This window comes from Inquilinus sp. 2KB_23 (genome assembly GCF_052115705.1).
Taxonomy (GTDB): Bacteria; Pseudomonadota; Alphaproteobacteria; order DSM-16000; family Inquilinaceae; genus Inquilinus; species Inquilinus ginsengisoli_A.
Genome location: NZ_JBFRHF010000007.1, coordinates 94955 through 110807 on the forward strand (window position 1 = coordinate 94955; position 15853 = coordinate 110807).

Genomic DNA, 15853 nt, shown 5'->3' on the forward strand with positions numbered 1-15853 from the left:
CGACGAAGCAATCCATGCCGGACGGCGCCATGGATTGCTTCGCTGCGCTCGCAATGACGGAGAAGGGAGGCGGGAGAGCCGACGCGTTGTGTCCCGACCGCCCCCCCGAGGGCCGCCGCCCGTCTCAGATGTGGATCGGGCGGCCGTCGACGGCGAGGGCGGCTTCCTTGACCACCTCGTTCAGAGTCGGGTGGGCGTGGCAGGTGCGGGCGATGTCCTCGGCCGAGGCGCCGAACTCCATCGCCAGCACGCATTCGGCGATGATGGTGCCGGCCTCGGCGCCGATGATGTGCACGCCCAGCACCCGGTCGGTCTTGGCGTCGGCCAGGATCTTCACGAAGCCGTCGGTCGCGTTCATGGCGCGCGCCCGGCCATTGGCCAGGAACGGGAACTTGCCGCTCTTGTAGGCGACGCCGGCCTGCTTCAGCTCTTCCTCGCTGCGGCCGACCGAGGCCACTTCGGGCCAGGTGTAGACCACGCTCGGGATCGCGTCGTAGTTCACATGGCCCGCCTGGCCGGCCAGGATCTCGGCCACGGCGATGCCCTCATCCTCGGCCTTGTGCGCCAGCATGGGCCCGGCGATGACGTCGCCGATGGCGTAGATGCCCTCGACATTGGTGCGGAAGTGCTTGTCGGTCTTCACCCGGCCGCGCTCGTCCAGCGCCACGCCGGCCGCGTCCAGCCCCAGCCCTTCGGTGTAGGGGCGGCGGCCGATCGACAGCAGCACGTAATCGGCCTCGATGGTCTCGGCATCGCCGCCCTTGGCCGGCTCGACCGTCAGGGTGACCCCCTTGTCGGTCTTCTGCGCGGCGGTGACCTTGGAGCTCAGCTTGAACGCCATGCCCTGCTTGGTCAGGACGCGCTGCATCTGCTTCGACACCTCGCCGTCATTGGTCGGCAGGATGCGGTCGAGGAACTCCACCACCGTGACCTTGGCGCCGAGGCGGGACCAGACCGAGCCGAGCTCGAGCCCGATGACGCCGCCGCCGATCACCACCAGATGCTTCGGCACCTCCGGCAGCGACAGCGCGCCGGTCGAGGTCACGATGCGCTGTTCGTCGGCCTCCACGCCCTTCAGCGGGGTCGAGTCGGAGCCGGTGGCGATGATGAAGTTCTTGGCGGCGTAGGTTTTGCCCTCGACCTCGATGCGGTCCTTGGCGGTGAAGCGGGCGGTGCCGAGCAGGCGGTCGATCTTGTTCTTCTTGAACAGGAAGTCGACGCCGTCGACGTTCGCCTTCACCACCTTGTCCTTGTGGCCCATCATCCCGGGCAGGTCGAGCTCGACGCCCGCCACCTTGACTCCGAAGGCGGCCAGGGCATGGCCGGCCTCGGAGAACTTCTCCGACGCGTGCAGCAGGGCCTTGGACGGGATGCAGCCGATGTTCAGGCAGGTGCCGCCGAGGGTCGGCATCTTCTCGACGCAGGCGGTCTTGAGCCCCAGCTGGGCGGCGCGGATGGCGGCGACATAGCCGCCGGGGCCGGAACCGATCACGATCACGTCATAGGAGGCAACGGGGTCAGTCATCGCTCGCACTCAGCGTGGCGGAAAGGGTGGCCGCACCCTGCATGAGCGGGGCCGCCGCCGCAACTGCGTCGAGCGGAGTTCTGCCATCTCGCGATGATATGCGGGCCTATGGTCCGAAGCCGCGGCCGCGCTGGTCATCAAGGGCGGCTCCCAGCGCCTGGATCTCGCGGTTGAGGGCGTCGAGCTGCGGCAGCGTCAGGCCCGACCGCTGCAGCAGCGCCTCGCCCAGGCACCGGCTGCGGGCGAACAGGGCGCGGCCCGCCTCGGTCAGCCGGACCTGGACCTCGCGCTCATTGTCCTGGCTGCGTCGCCGCTGCACCAGCCCGGCCGCCTCCATCCGCTTCACCAGGGGCGTGATCGTGCTCGAATCGAGGGCGAGGCGGGCGGCGATGGTGCCGATCGTCCGGCCGTCCTCCTCGCCTAGCACGTTGAGCACGAGGTATTGCGGATAGGTGATGCCCATCTCGTCCAGCATCGGCTTGTACGTCCGGTTGATGGACATGGCGGTGCGGTACAGCGTGAAGCAGATCTGCTCGTCGAGCGCGAGCGGGCGGTCCTTCGGCAAGGGCATGCGGCGCCCTCCTGTTCCTGATGCGCGATCATATTTATCATGAAAAATAATATCGCGATAAAAATTTCGCTGGACGCGGGCAGAGCGGTCGGCTATCTCTTTATTTATCGCGATAATAATTATCGCGATGTAACCTATTCATTATGGTGATACCAACGGAGCCGCAGATGGTTCACAGCGAGTATGGGACGGACGGAATCTCGCGCCGGCTCGTTCTGGCGGCGGGGGTTGGACTCGCCGCCGTGGCGGCCCTGCCGCATTCTTCCCTGGCGCAGAATGGCGCCGCACCCACACGGCCAACATCGGGAGACAGCACCATGAGCAGCGGATTGTTCGCGACCAAGGACGGCACCAACATCTTCTACAAGGACTGGGGCCCGCGCGCCGCGCAGCCGATCGTGTTCCATCACGGCTGGCCGCTCAGCGCCGACGACTGGGACGCCCAGATGCTGTTCTTCCTGGCCCAGGGCTACCGCGTCATCGCCCATGACCGGCGCGGCCATGGCCGGTCCAGCCAGACCGACACCGGCAACGAGATGGACACCTACGCCTCCGACGTGGCGCAGCTGGTGGCGCATCTCGACCTCAAGGGCGCCGTCCATATCGGCCATTCCACCGGCGGCGGCGAGGTGGCGCGCTATGTCGCCCGGCATGGCGGCAACGGCCGGGTGGCCAAGGCGGTGCTGGTCAGCGCCGTGCCGCCGGTCATGGTGAAGTCGGACAAGAACCCCGGCGGGCTGCCGATCGAGGTGTTCGACGGCCTTCGCGCCGCGCTGGCCGCGAACCGGGCGCAGTTCTACCGGGACCTGCCGGAAGGGCCGTTCTACGGCTTCAACCGCCCGGGCGCGAAGGTCTATCCCGGCGTGATCGACAATTGGTGGCGCCAGGGCATGATCGGCGGCGCCAAGGCCCATTACGACTGCATCAAGGCGTTCTCGGAGACCGATTTCACCGAGGATCTGAAGGCGATCGAGGTGCCGGTGCTGGTGCTGCATGGCGACGACGACCAGATCGTGCCGTATGCGGATGCGGGCGTGCTCTCGGCCAAGCTGCTGAAGCACGCCACGCTGAAGATCTACAAGGGCTACCCGCACGGCATGCTGACCACCCATGCCGAGGTGCTCAACCCGGACCTGCTGGCCTTCGTCAAGGGCTGACCGCCGGTCCGCCGGTGATGTGAACCGTCATCGCGAGGCGCAAAGCGCCGTGGCGATCCAGAGGTCGGTGCCGCTGGATCGCCACGCCCCCAATCAAGTGTAAGGAGCGGGGCTCGCGACGACGAATTGTTCTGGGCCTGTCGCCGAGGCGACGTCTCTCAGCGCGACGTCGGGTTGGACGGGCGGCCGCGCATGTAGTGCCGCTCCGGGCGATAGCGCGGCTTGATCAGCTGGTCGATCCAACCCCGGATCACGGTCCACATGCGCGTCGGGCCTCCTTCAGCCCTTGGTCAATGCGGCGCGGACGGCGGTGAGCCCATCCTGTCCGTCGCGGGTGGTGACACCGGCCAACCAGCCGGCGAGAAGATCGGGATGATCCTTGAGGTAGCGGGTGGCGGCGGTCTTGCCGTCCTCTCCCTGGTCCAGGATCGACCCCATGATCTGATTTTCCATCTCCACCGTGAATGTCAGCTGTGACAGCAGCCGGGCGAGATTGGGGCAATTCTGGGACAAGTCTCGCCTCGTCACGGTGTAGACGGTGGCGCCGCCGTAATTCGCGCCGAAATAGGCGTCGCCGCCGCTGAGATAGTTCAGCGGATACTTGGTGTTCATCGGGTTCGGCTCCCAGGCCAGGAACACGATCCAATCCTTCTTCCGGGTGGCCCGGTCCACCTGGCTCAGCATCCCCTGCTCGCTCGATTCGACCAGGGACCAGCCGTCCAGGCCGAAATCCTTGGCGTCGATCATCTTCTGGATGTTCTGGTTGGCCGGCGCCCCCGACTCGATGCCGTAGATCTTGTGGTCGAACCGGTCGGCATGCTTGGCGAGGTCGGCGAAATCCTTGATCCCGGCCTCGGCGACATAGGCCGGCACCGCCAGGGTGAAGCGGATGCCGTCCAGATTGGGGCGGATCACCTCGATCGCCTTCTCGGCCGTCAGCGGCTCGATGAAGCGCTTCTGCGCCGGCATCCAGTTGCCCAGGAACACGTCGATCTGCTGGTTCTTCAGGCTTTCGAAGGTGACCGGCACGGCCAGGGTGTCGACCTTCTGGGTGTAGCCCAGCGGCGCCAGCAGGGTGCCGAGGATGCCGTTGGTCGAGGTGATGTCGGTCCAGCCCGGGTCGGACATGCGCACGGTGGCACAAGCGTCAGGATCGGCCGCCGCTACAGGCGCCGCGGCCAGCAGCAGGCCGGTCAAGGCGAGGATGATGAGACGTGGTCCGGACATGATGCAGTCTCCCCGTTGTTATCGTTGTCGCCGGTGTCGTCAGCCACCGCGCGCCACGCGCGGGAACCGGGCGGAGGCCTCCAGGTCGTCGAGATCCATGTGGTTGCGGATGTATTGCCGGGTCGCGTCCTGGCGCGGCTGCCAGTCCCAGCCATGCGCCGCGCCCTGGCGCAGCGCGGTGTCGACGAAGTGCCGTCGCCGCTGGCTCTCGCGCACCTGCTCATGCAGCCGCGGCAGGTCCCAGCGCGCCGCCACCTCGGCCCGGAAGGCGGCGATGCGGGCGGCCTCGGCCGGGTCGCCGGCGCGGTTCACCCGCTCGCCCGGATCGGTGGCCAGGTCGTACAGCTGGTCGGGATCGGCGGGGCTGTGGATGAACTTCCAGGCGCCGCGCCGGACCATCACCATCGGCGCCACCGCGCCCTCGGCCAGGTATTCGCCATGGACCAGGTCGTGGCCGCCGGTGCCGGCCAGATGCGGCAGCAGGCTGCGGCCGTCCAGCGGGGTCGGGTGCGGCGCCGCGCCTGCGGGCGAGGCCAGGTCGATCAGGGTCGGCAGCAGGTCGGCGGAGGACACGGCAGCCCCGACCCGGCGCGGGGCGAAGCGGCCGGGCGCATGCACGATCAGCGGGATGCGGCTGCCGCCCTCCAGGAAGCTCATCTTGTACCAGAGGCCGCGCTCGCCCAGGAATTCGCCGTGGTCGGACAGGACGATCGTCATCGTGTCCTCGGCCAGGCCGGTGCGGCGCAGCGCCTCCATCACCCGGCCAAACTGCTCGTCGACATAGGCGATGGCGCCGTAATAGGCGCGGCGGGCCCGGCGGGTCTGCTCCGGCGTCACCGGGGTGCGGTCCAGCTCGCACACCGCACGCAGCCGGCGCGAATGCGGGTCGTCGGCCGGCTCGCCTTCGGGCAGCGGGATGTCCTCGTCGCGATGCAGGTTCCAGTACCGCTCCGGCACCGCGAAGGGGTCGTGCGGATGGGTCAGCGACACGGTCAGGCAGAACGGCCGGTCATCGGCCGATCCCGGCACCCGGCGGGCCAGGTCGTACAGCCGGCGCTCGGCCGCGAACACCACCTCGTCGTCGAAATCCAGCTGGTTGGTGCGGATGCAGGGCCCGGCGTCGAGCACCGAGGCCATGTTGTGGTACCAGCTCGGCCGCGCCTCCGGCCGGTCCCAGTCCGGGGTCCAGCCGAAATCGGCGGGGTAGATGTCGGTGGTCAGCCGCTCCTCGAAGCCGTGCAGCTGGTCGGCGCCGCAGAAATGCATCTTGCCGGCCAGGATGGTGCGGTAGCCCTGGGCCCGCAGCCCATGGGCGAAGGTCGGGATGTCGGAGGGGAACTCCGCGGCGTTGTCATAGGCGCCGATCGCCGAGGGCAGGCGGCCGGACATGAACACGGCGCGGGAGGGGCCGCAGAGCGGGCTGTTGCAATAGGCGGCGTCGAACACCACGCCGTCCCGCGCCAGCGCCGTCATCACCGGCGCCTGCACCACCCGGTTGCCATAGGCGGGCAGGGCGAAGGGCGTCAGCTGATCCGCCATCAGGATCAGGATGTTCGGTCGCCGCGATGTCACGATCAGCCCCTCCTGGCACCGCGGCCCTGCTTGCGTCGGGGCCGGCGGCGTGTCTCAGTTCAACCGACAGGATGGGGCGCGGCCGGCCGGCCGGTGAAGACCGGCGCCGCTCATGGAGGCATTAGCTGGATTTATGGCAACGCGTCGCCGCGACCTGCCGCCGATGCCGGCGCTGCTGGCCTTCGAGGCCGCAGGCCGATTGTCGAATTTCAGCGCCGCGGCGCGCGAGCTCGGGGCCACCCAGCCGGCCGTCTCCCATCAGATCGCCGCATTGGAGGCGCGGCTGGGCACCGCCCTGTTCCGCCGGCTGCACCGCGGCGTCGCCCTGACCCCGGACGGCGAGCGGCTGCTGCAGGTGGTGACGCGTTCGCTCGACGCCATCGCCGACACCGCGGCCGAGATCCGGCAGGCGCGCGACCCGGGCGGGCTGACCGTCGCCACCGATTTCGCCTTCGCCACCTACTGGCTGCTGCCGCGGCTGGAACGGCTGCGCGGGGCCTTGGGCGGGGTCGAGATCCGCATCCTGGCCAGCCAGGACGTGATCGACCCGCGCGACCGTGCCGTCGATGCGGTGGTCGCCTTCGGGGCGGGGCGCTGGCCCGGCTGCACCGTCGACCGGCTGTTCCCCGAGGTGGTGCTGCCGATCTGCAGCCCCGCCCTGCTGGCGCGCCTGCCGCGGATCGCGGCGCCGGCCGACCTGCTGGGGCTGCCGCTGCTGCATCTCGACAGCCCGGACCCGTCGCGCTGGCTCGACTGGCCCGGCTGGTTCCGCGGCCAGGGGGTCGAGGGCGCGCCGCATGGCCGGTCGCTGCGCCTCAACAACTATCCGCTGGTGCTGCAGGCGGCGCTGGCCGGGCAGGGGCTGGCGCTGGGCTGGCGGCCGCTGGTCGACGACCTGCTGGCGGCCGGCCAGCTGGTGGCCGGCCTGGCCGCGCCCTACCGCACCCAGCGTGGCTATTTCCTGGCCCAGCCCCTGGCCGACCGCCCCGACCCCCTGCGAGCCGCGTTCCGCGACTGGCTGGTGGCCGAGGCTACAGGCTAGGCAGCCGCCGATGCGGAATAGTCCATCCGCTTGAGGTCGGCGATCAGTCCCGGGCCGGTCGGGTTCCAGCCCAGCTGCTCGCGGGTCCAGGCGCTGGAGGCGCTCAGGTCCAGGCCTATGAAGATCGCGAGCCACCCGAAATGCGCCTGCGCCTCCTCAGGCGACAGGGACACCACCGGCAGGCCGAGACCCGCGCCGAGCACCTCCGCGATGTCGCGCGCGGCGATGCCCTCTTCGGCAACGGCATGGTACCGGGCGCCCCGGCGGCCCTTGTCGAGGGCAAGCGCATAGAGCTTCGCCACATCGAGCACATGGGCCGCCGGCCAGCGGTTGGCGCCCTCGCCGACATAGGCCACGGCGCCCTTCTGCCGCGAGATCGCGATGAGGGGCGTGATCAGCCCCTGCCGGACCGGATCATGGACCTGCGGCAGCCGCACCACGCGCACGTCGACCCCCGCCTCCAGCAGCGCCTGGCCCGCCAGCTCGGAGGCGATGCGCGGATTGGGGTGGCTCCGGTCGAGCACATCCTCCGTCGCGAGGCCGCCCAGCCCGGCACCGCCCATCCCGGTGCCGGATGTGATGATGAGGGGCCGGTCGGAACCCTTGAGCGTGGTGCCCAGGGCTTCGATCACCCGCCGGTCCTTCTCGCAGTTCGCGACGAAATGCGCGAAGTCGTGATCGAAGGCGGTGTGGATCACGGCGTCCGCCTGCGCCGCACCGGCGCGCAGGCTGTCGAGATCCTCGAGGGTGCCGCGATGCGCCTCCGCGCCGGCCGCCACCAGGGATTGCGCGCCGGCGTCGGATCGCGTCAGGCCCAGGACCTGGTGCCCGGCGGCCAGCAGCTCGGGCACGATGCGGGACCCGATGAAGCCGGTCGCGCCTGTGAGAAACACACGCATGGGAGACTCTCCGATTGGTTCGGAGAGTCGTGTCGCGCCGTATCCAGTTCTATTAAAGTCGTGAGATTATACAGGTATAATCATTAACAGGATCACCGTGGCCGCCGCGCTGAACCATGCGAGGCACCCAACAGCCTAGCGCGGGTGCATCGCCTGCTCTCACCTCGCATCGATCGGGGCATGCTGGGACAGGATTCCGGGGGTTCAAACGATTTCGGCCGGACTCTCCGCCAGGCCCACCGGCGGAGAGTCCGGGACGGGGCGCGCGGTTCAGCGCGCCGGGGCCACGTTCTGGTTGAGGCTGAAGAAGTTGGTCGGGTCGTATTTGGTCTTCAGCGCCACCAGCCGGGCGTGGTTGGCGCCGAAGGCCGCCTGGATCGTGGTCGGGGCCTCCTCGCCGAGGAAGTTCAGGAAGTAGCCGCCGCTGGAATGGGGCTGCAGCGCGTCCCACGCCTCGCGGGCCCAGGCGACGTGCTGCTGGGTCTCGGCCGCGTCGGTCCACTGCGCCGTGATCCCGACATTGAACTCCGACTGGCGCTGGGCGAATGCGGTGTCGCCCGGGGCGACCCGGCCGGCGGCACCGCCGTAGAACTCGACCAGGGCGCCGGACAGCGGCGACTTTGCGCGGTTGCCGTGCTCGACGATCAGGTCGATGACCTCGTCGCTCAGGTCTGAGAGGAAGGTCGACTTCCAGTAGTTGTGGGTGCCGTCCGGGAAGGACCCGTCGGCCAGCTGCTGCATCGCCGGGAACGGCATCGGCTGCACGATGTCGAGGAACGGCGTGCCGAAGCCGCGCAGCGGCTGCAGCAGCTGTTCGCCCTCGGCGATGTCGCCGCTGTAGCACAGGGCCACGGCGGCGGCCGGCATGCCGTCCGGGGTCGAGATCAGGCCGCAATAGGCGGTCAGCTCGTCCGGCGCGGTGGCCATGAAGCCGCGATAGTGGCGCAGCAGCGCCGCCGCCTGGTCGCGCGGGTACAGGACCAGGCCGCCCAGCACGATCGAGACCGGATGCGCCTGGAACAGGAACGAGGCGACGATGCCGAAATTGCCGCCGCCGCCGCGCAGGCCCCAGAACAGGTCCGGGTTGGACTCGGCGCTGGCGGTGACGATCTCGCCGGCGGCGGTGACGACCTCGCAGGACAGGATGTTGTCGCAGGTCAGGCCGTGCTTGCGCACCAGCCAGCCGACGCCGCCGCCGAGGGCGAGGCCGCCGATGCCGGTGCGTGAGACCACGCCGGTCGGCACCGCCAGGCCGTGCAGATGGGTCTCGCGGTCCAGGTCGCCCAGCGTCGTCCCGCCCTGCACCCGCACCGTCCGCTGCTGCGGGTCGACGAAGACGGCCTTCATCGCCGACAGGTCGATGACGATGCCGTCATCGCACACCGCCCGGCCGCCGACATTGTGGCCGCCGCCGCGGACCGCGACCAGCAGGCCGTTGTCGCGGGCGAAGTGGACGGCGCGGACGATGTCGGCCACGCCCTGGCAGCGGGCGATCAGGCCGGGATGCTTGTCGATGCTGACGTTCCAGATCCGCCGCGCCGCGTCGTAGCCGGCGTCCTCGGGCTGGATCACCGCGCCGCTGAACCCTTCCGCAAACGCCGCGATCGACGCCGCGTCGACGATGGCGCCGTCGCGCCGCTTCAGCCTTGGAGTCGCCATGCTTTTCCTCGCCGGGAGATCGGTTGAGGGCAAAGCGTGTCGCCGCTCCGTTACGTCGTGATGTCCTCATCGGGGCATCGGGTTACGGCTGTAGGCGATGTGTGGCCGCGATGCCTTGATGTGGGGACCTCAGGCGACGTCCCGCCGATTGCATCGGCATGGCAGATACACCCGCTCCGACGCGTTGACAGGGCCCGGCAAAGCAGACCACTTGGCGTCCATGCTCTCCGACACTCCCGCGATCCCGACCGAAGCGGCCCATTGGCGGCAGAACCTCTATGTCTGCCTGTTCGGGTCGTTCACGACCATCATCGCCATGACGCTGCTGCTGCCGTTCCTGCCGCTCTATGTCGAACATCTCGGCGTGCGGTCGCCGGCGGGGATCGTGCAATGGTCCGGCGTGGCCTTCGGCATCACCTTCCTGGCCGCGGCGCTGGTGTCGCCGCTGTGGGGCCGGCTGGCCGACCGCTATGGCCGCAAGCTGATGCTGGTGCGGGCCAGCCTGGGCATGGCCGTGGTGATGTCGATGATGGGGCTGGCGCACAATGTCTATGAGCTGGTGGCGCTGCGGCTGCTCACCGGCCTGGCCGGCGGCTATGCCTCCGGCGCGGTGATCCTGGTGGCGATGCAGACGCCGAAGGACCGCTCCGCCTGGGCGCTCGGCACGCTGTCGATCGGCGTCATGGCCGGCAGCTTCGTCGGGCCGCTGGTGGGCGGCGTGCTGCCGGATCTGATCGGGCTGCGGCAGACCTTCTTCGCGGCCGGCGGCACCATCTTCATCGCCTTCCTGGCGACCTGCTTCCTGATCCGCGAGGATCACGGCGCGCTGGCCGCCCGGCGCGCATCGGGCGCGCCGCGCATCGGCACCTGGGCGGCGATCCCGGACCGTCGCCCGGTGCTGGCCATGCTGGCGACGGCGCTGATGCTGATGTTCGCCAACATGTCGATCGAACCGATCATCACCGTCTATGTCGCCCAGCTGGTGCCGGAAGGCGGGCGCATCGCCCTGATGTCGGGGCTGGTGATGGCGGCGGCGGCGCTGGCCAGCATCATCGCCGCCCCGCGCGTCGGCCGGCTGGCCGACCGGATCGGCGCCTGGGGCGTGGTGATCGGCTGCCTCGCCGCCTGCGCCGTGCTGCTGATCCCCCAGGCCTTCGTCACCGACGCCTGGCAGCTGGTGGGCCTGCGCTTCCTGATGGGGCTGGCACTGGCCGGGCTGCTGCCGTCGATCACCTCGCTGATCCGCCACAGCGTGCCGGACACGGTGACGGGCGGCGTGCTCGGCTATTCCCAGTCGGCCCAGTATCTCGGCCAGATCACCGGCCCGCTGGTCGGCGGCTTCGTCGGCGCGCAGTTCGGGATGCGCTCGGTGTTCTTCGCCACCAGCGCGTTGATGCTGGCCGGGGCGGTGGCCAACTGGGCGATCCACCGCAGCCTGCAGCGCCGGCCGTCGCCGGCCGGGTCGGCTAGCAGCGCACGGTGACGCCGGCGGCGGGGGCGGCGCGGTAACGGCGCCAGCCCTCGGCGCGCAGCTTGCAGGCCGGGCACTCGCCGCAGCCATGGCCCCACAAGTGGGACGTGCCGCGGTCGCCGCGATAGCAGCTGTGGGTCTCGTCCCGGATCAGCTCGACCAGCGCGGGGCCGCCCAGCGATGCCGCCAGCCGCCAGGTCTCGGCCTTATCGATCCACATCAACGGGGTGTGGACGACGAAGCGCCGGTCCATGCCCAGGTTGAGTGCCAGCTGCATCGCCTTCATGGTGTCGTCGCGGCAGTCGGGATAGCCGGAGAAGTCGGTCTCGCAGACGCCGACGACGATGTGGCGCAGGCCGCGGCGATAGGCCAGGGCGGCGGCGAAGCTCAGGAAGATCAGGTTGCGGCCGGGCACGAAGGTGTTCGGCAGGCCGCTGTCCTCCATCGCGATCTCGACGTCGCGGGTCAGCGCCGTCTCGCTGACCTCGCCGAGCGCCGCGAGATGCAGCAGCTGGTCGGGGCCCAGCCGGCCCGCCCAGTCGGGAAACTCGGTGCGGAACACCTCGAGGATACTGGGTCGGACGTCGAGCTCGACCCGGTGCCGCTGGCCGTAGTCGAAGCCTACCGTCTCCACCCGCTTGAAGCGGTCGAGCGCCCAGGCCAGGCAGGTGGCCGAATCCTGGCCGCCGGAGAACAGCACCAGGGCGCCGTCCTTCTTGTCAGTGACCATCGTATTCCGCCCAGCAAAGGGGTGTCTCGTAGACCGCGACGGCAGACAGCAGCGGCAGCATGGGCTTGGTCCGCGTCCAGATCCACATCGCGATGTGCTCCGCCGTCGGATTCTCCAGGCCTTCGATCTCGTTCAGGCAGTAATGGTCGAGCCGGGCCAGCAGCGGGGCGAAGGCGGCCTCGACATCGAAGAAGTCGATCAAGAAGCCGGTCTCCGGATCAACCGGGCCGTCCAGCCGCAGCTCGACCCGGTAGGAATGGCCATGCATCCGGTGGCAGCGATGGGTGGCCGGCACATGCGGCAGCCGATGCGCCGCCTCGAAGGTGAAGGCCTGGGTGATCCTCATGGCCAGACGACTTTCATGGAATCCCGATCAGCTTATGGGTCTGCAGGCTCAGCCGCCATTGCGGGTGGGCGAGGCAATGGGCCACCGCGGCGGCGGTGTTCGCCGCCCGGTCGGGCCCATCCATCGGCTGCAGCCAGAAATGGGTGAAATCGAGGTCCGCCACCGCGTCCGGCATCAGGCCGGGCTGCGGGAACACCAGCTTCAGCTCGTCGCCGCGGCGGGCGACCAGCGGGGCGCCGGCCTTGGGGCTGACGCAGACCCAGTCCAGCTCGGCCGGCGGCTCGATGGTGCCGTTGGTCTCGACCGCCGCGGTGAAGCCGCGCGACCGCACGGCCGTGAGCAGGGTGGGGTCGAGCTGCAGCAGGGGTTCGCCGCCGGTGAAGACGACGAAGCGGTCGGCCGCCGCCCCGGCCCAGCAGGCCTCGATGGCGTCGGCCAGAGCCTCGGCGTCGTCGAAGCGGCCGCCGCCCAGCCCGTCGGTGCCGAGGAAATCGGTGTCGCAGAACTTGCACACGGCCCCGGCCCGGTCCGCCTCGCGGCCGGTCCACAGGTTGCAGCCGACGAAGCGGCAGAACACCGAGGCCCGCCCGGCGTTGCGGCCCTCGCCCTGGAGGGTCTTGAAGATCTCTTTGACGACGTAGCCCATGCCACCAATCCGGCGATGCCAGGCGGGCCTGACGATCGGGGCCGCGCCTTCCGCGAGGCGCGTTTGTAGACCTTTTGTTCCGCGGGGTCAGGTGCGAATTGCCACGGACCCCGCCGAGTCGCGCAATCCAGGGCAGCGCCGGCGCCGGAAACAGATCAAGGCCCGCGGGTGAGCGCGAGCCTTGATCCGGGTTCAGCCGATCCGTTGCGGCCGACGGCTCAGGTGCTGGTCAGCTTGCTCAGGTCCAGCGGCAGCGACCGCAGCCGCTGCCCGGTCGCGGCGAACACCGCATTGCCGATCGCCGGGGCCAGCCCCGGCACGCCGGGTTCGCCGATGCCGGTCGGCGCCTCGGCCGATGCCACGATGTGGACCTCGACCTTCGGCATCTCCGACATCCGGGTCGGCTCATAGGTGTCGAAATTGGCCTGCTCGACCTCGCCGTCCTTCAGCGTGATCTTGTTGCGCAGGACCACGGACAGGGCAAAGCCGACCGAGCCCTCGACCTGGGCCCGGATGACGTCGGGATTGACCGCGATGCCGCAATCGACCGCCGCCACCACCCGTTCGACCTTCAGCGCGCCGTCCTTGACCGAGACGTCGGCGACGGTGGCGACATAGGTGCCGAAGGACTGGTGCACGGCGACGCCGCGTCCCGTCCCGGCCGGCATGGCCTGGCCCCAGCCCGCCTTCTCCGCCGCCAGGGCCAGCACGCCGACATGGCGCGGCTGGTCCTTCAGCAATGCGGTGCGGAAGGCGACCGGGTCCTGGCCCGCGGCATGGGCCAGTTCGTCGACCATGGTCTCCACCGCATGGGCGGTGTGGGTGTGCCCGACCGAGCGCCACCACAGCACCGGCACGCCCTCCTTGGCGTTGTGCACCGTCGCGGTCAGGTCCGGCACGGCATAGGCGGTGTCCGACGCGCCCTCGATGCTGGTGGCGTCGATGCCGTCCTTCACCGCGAAGGCCTCGAACGAGGTGCCGATCATGATCGACTTGGCCACCACCACATGGTCCCAGCCGCTGATGGCGCCGGCGGCGTCGATCCCGGCGCGGACCTTGTGGTAGGCCATGGGCCGGTAATAGCCGGCCTTCATGTCGTCCTCGCGCGTCCGCATCAGGTGGATCGGCGCCTTCATGCCGGTGGCCTTGACGATCATCGCGGTCTCGGCCGCGTAATCCGCGGTCGGGGTGGCGCGCCGGCCGAAGGAGCCGCCGGTGTAGGTCGAGTTGATCGTCACCTGGTCCGGCTTCAGGCCGAGGATGGCGGCGATGGTGGCCTGCTCGACGGTCTGGAACTGCGACCCGGCCCACCACACCGCGCCGTCGGCCGTCGGCTCCAGCACGCCGTTCAGCGGCTCCATCGGCGCATGGGCGAGGTAGGGGAACTCGAACTCAGCCTCGACCACCTTGGCCGCCTTTTTCAGCGCCGCCTCGGCATCGCCGCGCTTGGCTGCGGTCAGGCCCGGCGTCTGCGCCGCGGCCTTGTAGCCGGCCATGATCGCATCGCTGGACTGGCCTTCGCCCGCGGCCGCATCCCATTCGATCTTCAGCGCCTCGCGGCCCTTCATCGCCGCCCAGGTGTCCTGGGCGACCACGGCGACGCCGGTCGGGATGGTCACCACGTCGACCACGCCCGGCACCTGCTTCGCCGCCGCGGCGTCGACGCTCTTGGGCGTGCCGCCGAAGCGGGGCGGGTGGGCGACCAGCGCGGTCAGCTGGCCGGGGCGGCGGACGTCGATCGAGAAGCCGGCCTTGCCGGTGATCTTGGCCGGCGTGTCCAGCCGCGGCACGCGGGTGCCGATCAGGGTGAAGGCCTTGGGGTCCTTCAGCGTGACCTCGGCCGGCGGCGTCAGCGTCGCGGCCTGGGCCGCCAGCTCGCCGAAGCGGGCCGACTTGCCGGAGGCGGCATGGGCGACGACGCCCTTCAGCACGGTGATCTCGCCGGCCGGCACCTTCCAGGCGGCTGCGGCGGCCTGGACCAGCATCGCGCGGGCGGTGGCGCCGGCCTTGCGCAGCTGGTCCCAGGAATTGGCGGTGGAGGTCGACCCGCCGGTGCCCTGGATCGGCCCGAACAGCGTGTTGTTGTAGGTCTTGGCGTCCGCCGGGGCGAAGCCGAAGCGCATCTGGCCCCAGTCAGCGTCCAGCTCCTCGGCGACGATGGTGGTCAGGCCGGTGGTGACGCCCTGGCCCATCTCGCAATGCTTGATCAGCACCGTCACGGTGTCGTCGGCCGCGATGCGGACGAAGGCGTTGGGGGCGAAGGGCGCGTCCCCGGCCGCGGCCATGGCGCGGCGGACGAGGGGCAGGTGGGTGGCGATCACCAGCGCGCCGCCCAGGGCGCTGGCGCCCTTGAGGAAGGAGCGGCGGTTCGGCGTGGCGGATTCGGCGGCGACGCTGGACGCGGCGAGGGCCGAGGCGGCGATGGGCTTGGCGAACATGGATGCGTCCTCCCTATGCCAGCGTCGACGCGGCGTCGTGGATCGCCGCGCGGATGCGCTGGTAGGTGCCGCAGCGACAGATGTTGCCATCCATCGCCGAGACGATGTCGTCATCGGTCGGCTTCGGCGTCTGGGTCAAGAGGCCGATCGCCGACATGATCTGGCCGGACTGGCAGTAGCCGCACTGCACCACGTCCAGCTTGGTCCAGGCGGCCCGCACCGCTTCGGCGACCTTGCCGGAGACGCCCTCGATGGTGGTGATCTTGCTGGCGCCGACATCGCCGACGAAGGTCTGGCACGACCGCACCGGCTGGCCGTCGAGATGCACGGTGCAGGCGCCGCACAGGGCCTGGCCGCAGCCGAACTTGGTGCCGGTCATCGTGAGGTGGTCGCGCAGGGCCCACAGCAGCGGCATCTGCGGATCGATGTCGAGCTCGTGGTCCGCGCCATTGATGTTCAGTTTCACCATGGTCGATGTCCCAATTTGAGTGTGCGGTGCGAAGAGGGCCGGGCACCGCGCCGGGGCTGGCATGTCCGCTCGAAACCGGCGGATCTTTGTCCTAGATCGAA

General features: G+C 69.8%; 14 protein-coding genes. 3 read left to right on the forward strand and 11 right to left on the reverse strand.

The annotated features are described in order from the left end of the window. Positions 1 to 124: 124 nt before the first annotated feature. Positions 125 to 1525, reverse strand: coding sequence for a dihydrolipoyl dehydrogenase (gene lpdA, locus AB4112_RS11060; RefSeq protein ID WP_441719469.1), 1401 nt, complete (start codon positions 1523 to 1525; stop codon positions 125 to 127). 106 nt (positions 1526 to 1631) lie between these two features. After that, complete coding sequence (locus AB4112_RS11065) at positions 1632 to 2096, reverse strand: MarR family winged helix-turn-helix transcriptional regulator (RefSeq protein ID WP_441719472.1); 465 nt, start codon at positions 2094 to 2096, stop codon at positions 1632 to 1634. Between the two features lie 317 nt (positions 2097 to 2413). Here AB4112_RS11065 and AB4112_RS11070 point away from each other — a divergent pair, with 317 nt between their 5' ends. Beyond that, positions 2414 to 3253, forward strand: a complete 840-nt coding sequence (locus tag AB4112_RS11070; protein WP_441719475.1) for an alpha/beta fold hydrolase — start codon at positions 2414 to 2416, stop codon at positions 3251 to 3253. Positions 3254 to 3532: 279 nt separating this feature from the next. On the opposite strand, the gene AB4112_RS11075 is transcribed toward AB4112_RS11070, so the two are convergent. Together AB4112_RS11075 and betC are read right to left on the reverse strand one after the other, a co-directional pair. Continuing rightward, positions 3533 to 4480 carry a choline ABC transporter substrate-binding protein gene (locus AB4112_RS11075; protein WP_441719478.1) on the reverse strand — a complete coding sequence of 316 codons (948 nt, stop codon included), beginning with the start codon at positions 4478 to 4480 and terminating at the stop codon, positions 3533 to 3535. Between the two features lie 39 nt (positions 4481 to 4519). Next, on the reverse strand, positions 4520 to 6052 hold the full coding sequence (gene betC, locus AB4112_RS11080) for a choline-sulfatase (protein WP_441719481.1): 1533 nt from the start codon (positions 6050 to 6052) through the stop codon (positions 4520 to 4522). 133 nt (positions 6053 to 6185) lie between these two features. Here betC and AB4112_RS11085 point away from each other — a divergent pair, with 133 nt between their 5' ends. Continuing rightward, positions 6186 to 7094 carry a choline sulfate utilization transcriptional regulator gene (locus AB4112_RS11085; RefSeq protein WP_441719484.1) on the forward strand — a complete coding sequence of 303 codons (909 nt, stop codon included), beginning with the start codon at positions 6186 to 6188 and terminating at the stop codon, positions 7092 to 7094. On the opposite strand, the gene AB4112_RS11090 is transcribed toward AB4112_RS11085, so the two are convergent. Both AB4112_RS11090 and AB4112_RS11095 read right to left on the reverse strand, forming a co-directional pair. Then, entirely contained in the window at positions 7091 to 7993 is a 903-nt protein-coding gene (locus AB4112_RS11090; protein WP_441719487.1) for an SDR family oxidoreductase, read from the reverse strand. The genes AB4112_RS11085 and AB4112_RS11090 overlap by 4 nt on opposite strands. A 270-nt stretch (positions 7994 to 8263) precedes the next feature. Continuing rightward, positions 8264 to 9652 (reverse strand): FAD-binding oxidoreductase, encoded by a 1389-nt coding sequence (locus AB4112_RS11095; RefSeq protein ID WP_441719490.1) that lies wholly within the window; start codon positions 9650 to 9652, stop codon positions 8264 to 8266. 220 nt (positions 9653 to 9872) lie between these two features. Here AB4112_RS11095 and AB4112_RS11100 point away from each other — a divergent pair, with 220 nt between their 5' ends. Further along, positions 9873 to 11135, forward strand: a complete 1263-nt coding sequence (locus AB4112_RS11100) for an MFS transporter (RefSeq protein WP_441719493.1) — start codon at positions 9873 to 9875, stop codon at positions 11133 to 11135. On the opposite strand, the gene queC is transcribed toward AB4112_RS11100, so the two are convergent. The 5 genes from queC to AB4112_RS11125 form a co-directional block, all read right to left on the reverse strand. Further along, positions 11119 to 11853 carry a 7-cyano-7-deazaguanine synthase QueC gene (gene queC, locus AB4112_RS11105; protein WP_441719496.1) on the reverse strand — a complete coding sequence of 245 codons (735 nt, stop codon included), beginning with the start codon at positions 11851 to 11853 and terminating at the stop codon, positions 11119 to 11121. The two genes, AB4112_RS11100 and queC, sit on opposite strands and share 17 nt — an antisense overlap. Continuing rightward, complete coding sequence (gene queD, locus AB4112_RS11110; RefSeq protein ID WP_441719499.1) at positions 11843 to 12199, reverse strand: 6-carboxytetrahydropterin synthase QueD; 357 nt, start codon at positions 12197 to 12199, stop codon at positions 11843 to 11845. The genes queC and queD overlap by 11 nt, the downstream gene beginning before the upstream one ends. Positions 12200 to 12212: 13 nt before the next feature. Beyond that, positions 12213 to 12845 carry a 7-carboxy-7-deazaguanine synthase gene (gene queE, locus AB4112_RS11115; RefSeq protein ID WP_441719502.1) on the reverse strand — a complete coding sequence of 211 codons (633 nt, stop codon included), beginning with the start codon at positions 12843 to 12845 and terminating at the stop codon, positions 12213 to 12215. A 218-nt stretch (positions 12846 to 13063) separates the two neighbouring features. Then, positions 13064 to 15283, reverse strand: coding sequence for a molybdopterin cofactor-binding domain-containing protein (locus AB4112_RS11120; RefSeq protein WP_441719505.1), 2220 nt, complete (start codon positions 15281 to 15283; stop codon positions 13064 to 13066). A gap of 13 nt (positions 15284 to 15296) precedes the next feature. After that, positions 15297 to 15752, reverse strand: a complete 456-nt coding sequence (locus tag AB4112_RS11125; protein ID WP_441719508.1) for a (2Fe-2S)-binding protein — start codon at positions 15750 to 15752, stop codon at positions 15297 to 15299. Positions 15753 to 15853 lie beyond the last annotated feature (101 nt).

Bases quoted from the DNA above. Each gene is read 5' to 3' on its own strand.
- AB4112_RS11075 (WP_441719478.1), bottom strand. From the start codon at position 4,480: ATGTCCGGACCACGTCTCATCATCCTCGCCTTGACCGGCCTGCTGCTG.
- AB4112_RS11095 (WP_441719490.1), bottom strand. From the start codon at position 9,652: ATGGCGACTCCAAGGCTGAAGCGGCGCGACGGCGCCATCGTCGACGCG.
- AB4112_RS11065 (WP_441719472.1), bottom strand. From the start codon at position 2,096: ATGCCCTTGCCGAAGGACCGCCCGCTCGCGCTCGACGAGCAGATCTGC.
- AB4112_RS11125 (WP_441719508.1), bottom strand. From the start codon at position 15,752: ATGGTGAAACTGAACATCAATGGCGCGGACCACGAGCTCGACATCGAT.
- AB4112_RS11100 (WP_441719493.1), top strand. From the start codon at position 9,873: ATGCTCTCCGACACTCCCGCGATCCCGACCGAAGCGGCCCATTGGCGG.
- lpdA (WP_441719469.1), bottom strand. From the start codon at position 1,525: ATGACTGACCCCGTTGCCTCCTATGACGTGATCGTGATCGGTTCCGGC.
- queC (WP_441719496.1), bottom strand. From the start codon at position 11,853: ATGGTCACTGACAAGAAGGACGGCGCCCTGGTGCTGTTCTCCGGCGGC.
- queD (WP_441719499.1), bottom strand. From the start codon at position 12,199: ATGAGGATCACCCAGGCCTTCACCTTCGAGGCGGCGCATCGGCTGCCG.
- queE (WP_441719502.1), bottom strand. From the start codon at position 12,845: ATGGGCTACGTCGTCAAAGAGATCTTCAAGACCCTCCAGGGCGAGGGC.
- AB4112_RS11090 (WP_441719487.1), bottom strand. From the start codon at position 7,993: ATGCGTGTGTTTCTCACAGGCGCGACCGGCTTCATCGGGTCCCGCATC.
- AB4112_RS11070 (WP_441719475.1), top strand. From the start codon at position 2,414: ATGAGCAGCGGATTGTTCGCGACCAAGGACGGCACCAACATCTTCTAC.
- AB4112_RS11085 (WP_441719484.1), top strand. From the start codon at position 6,186: ATGGCAACGCGTCGCCGCGACCTGCCGCCGATGCCGGCGCTGCTGGCC.
- AB4112_RS11120 (WP_441719505.1), bottom strand. From the start codon at position 15,283: ATGTTCGCCAAGCCCATCGCCGCCTCGGCCCTCGCCGCGTCCAGCGTC.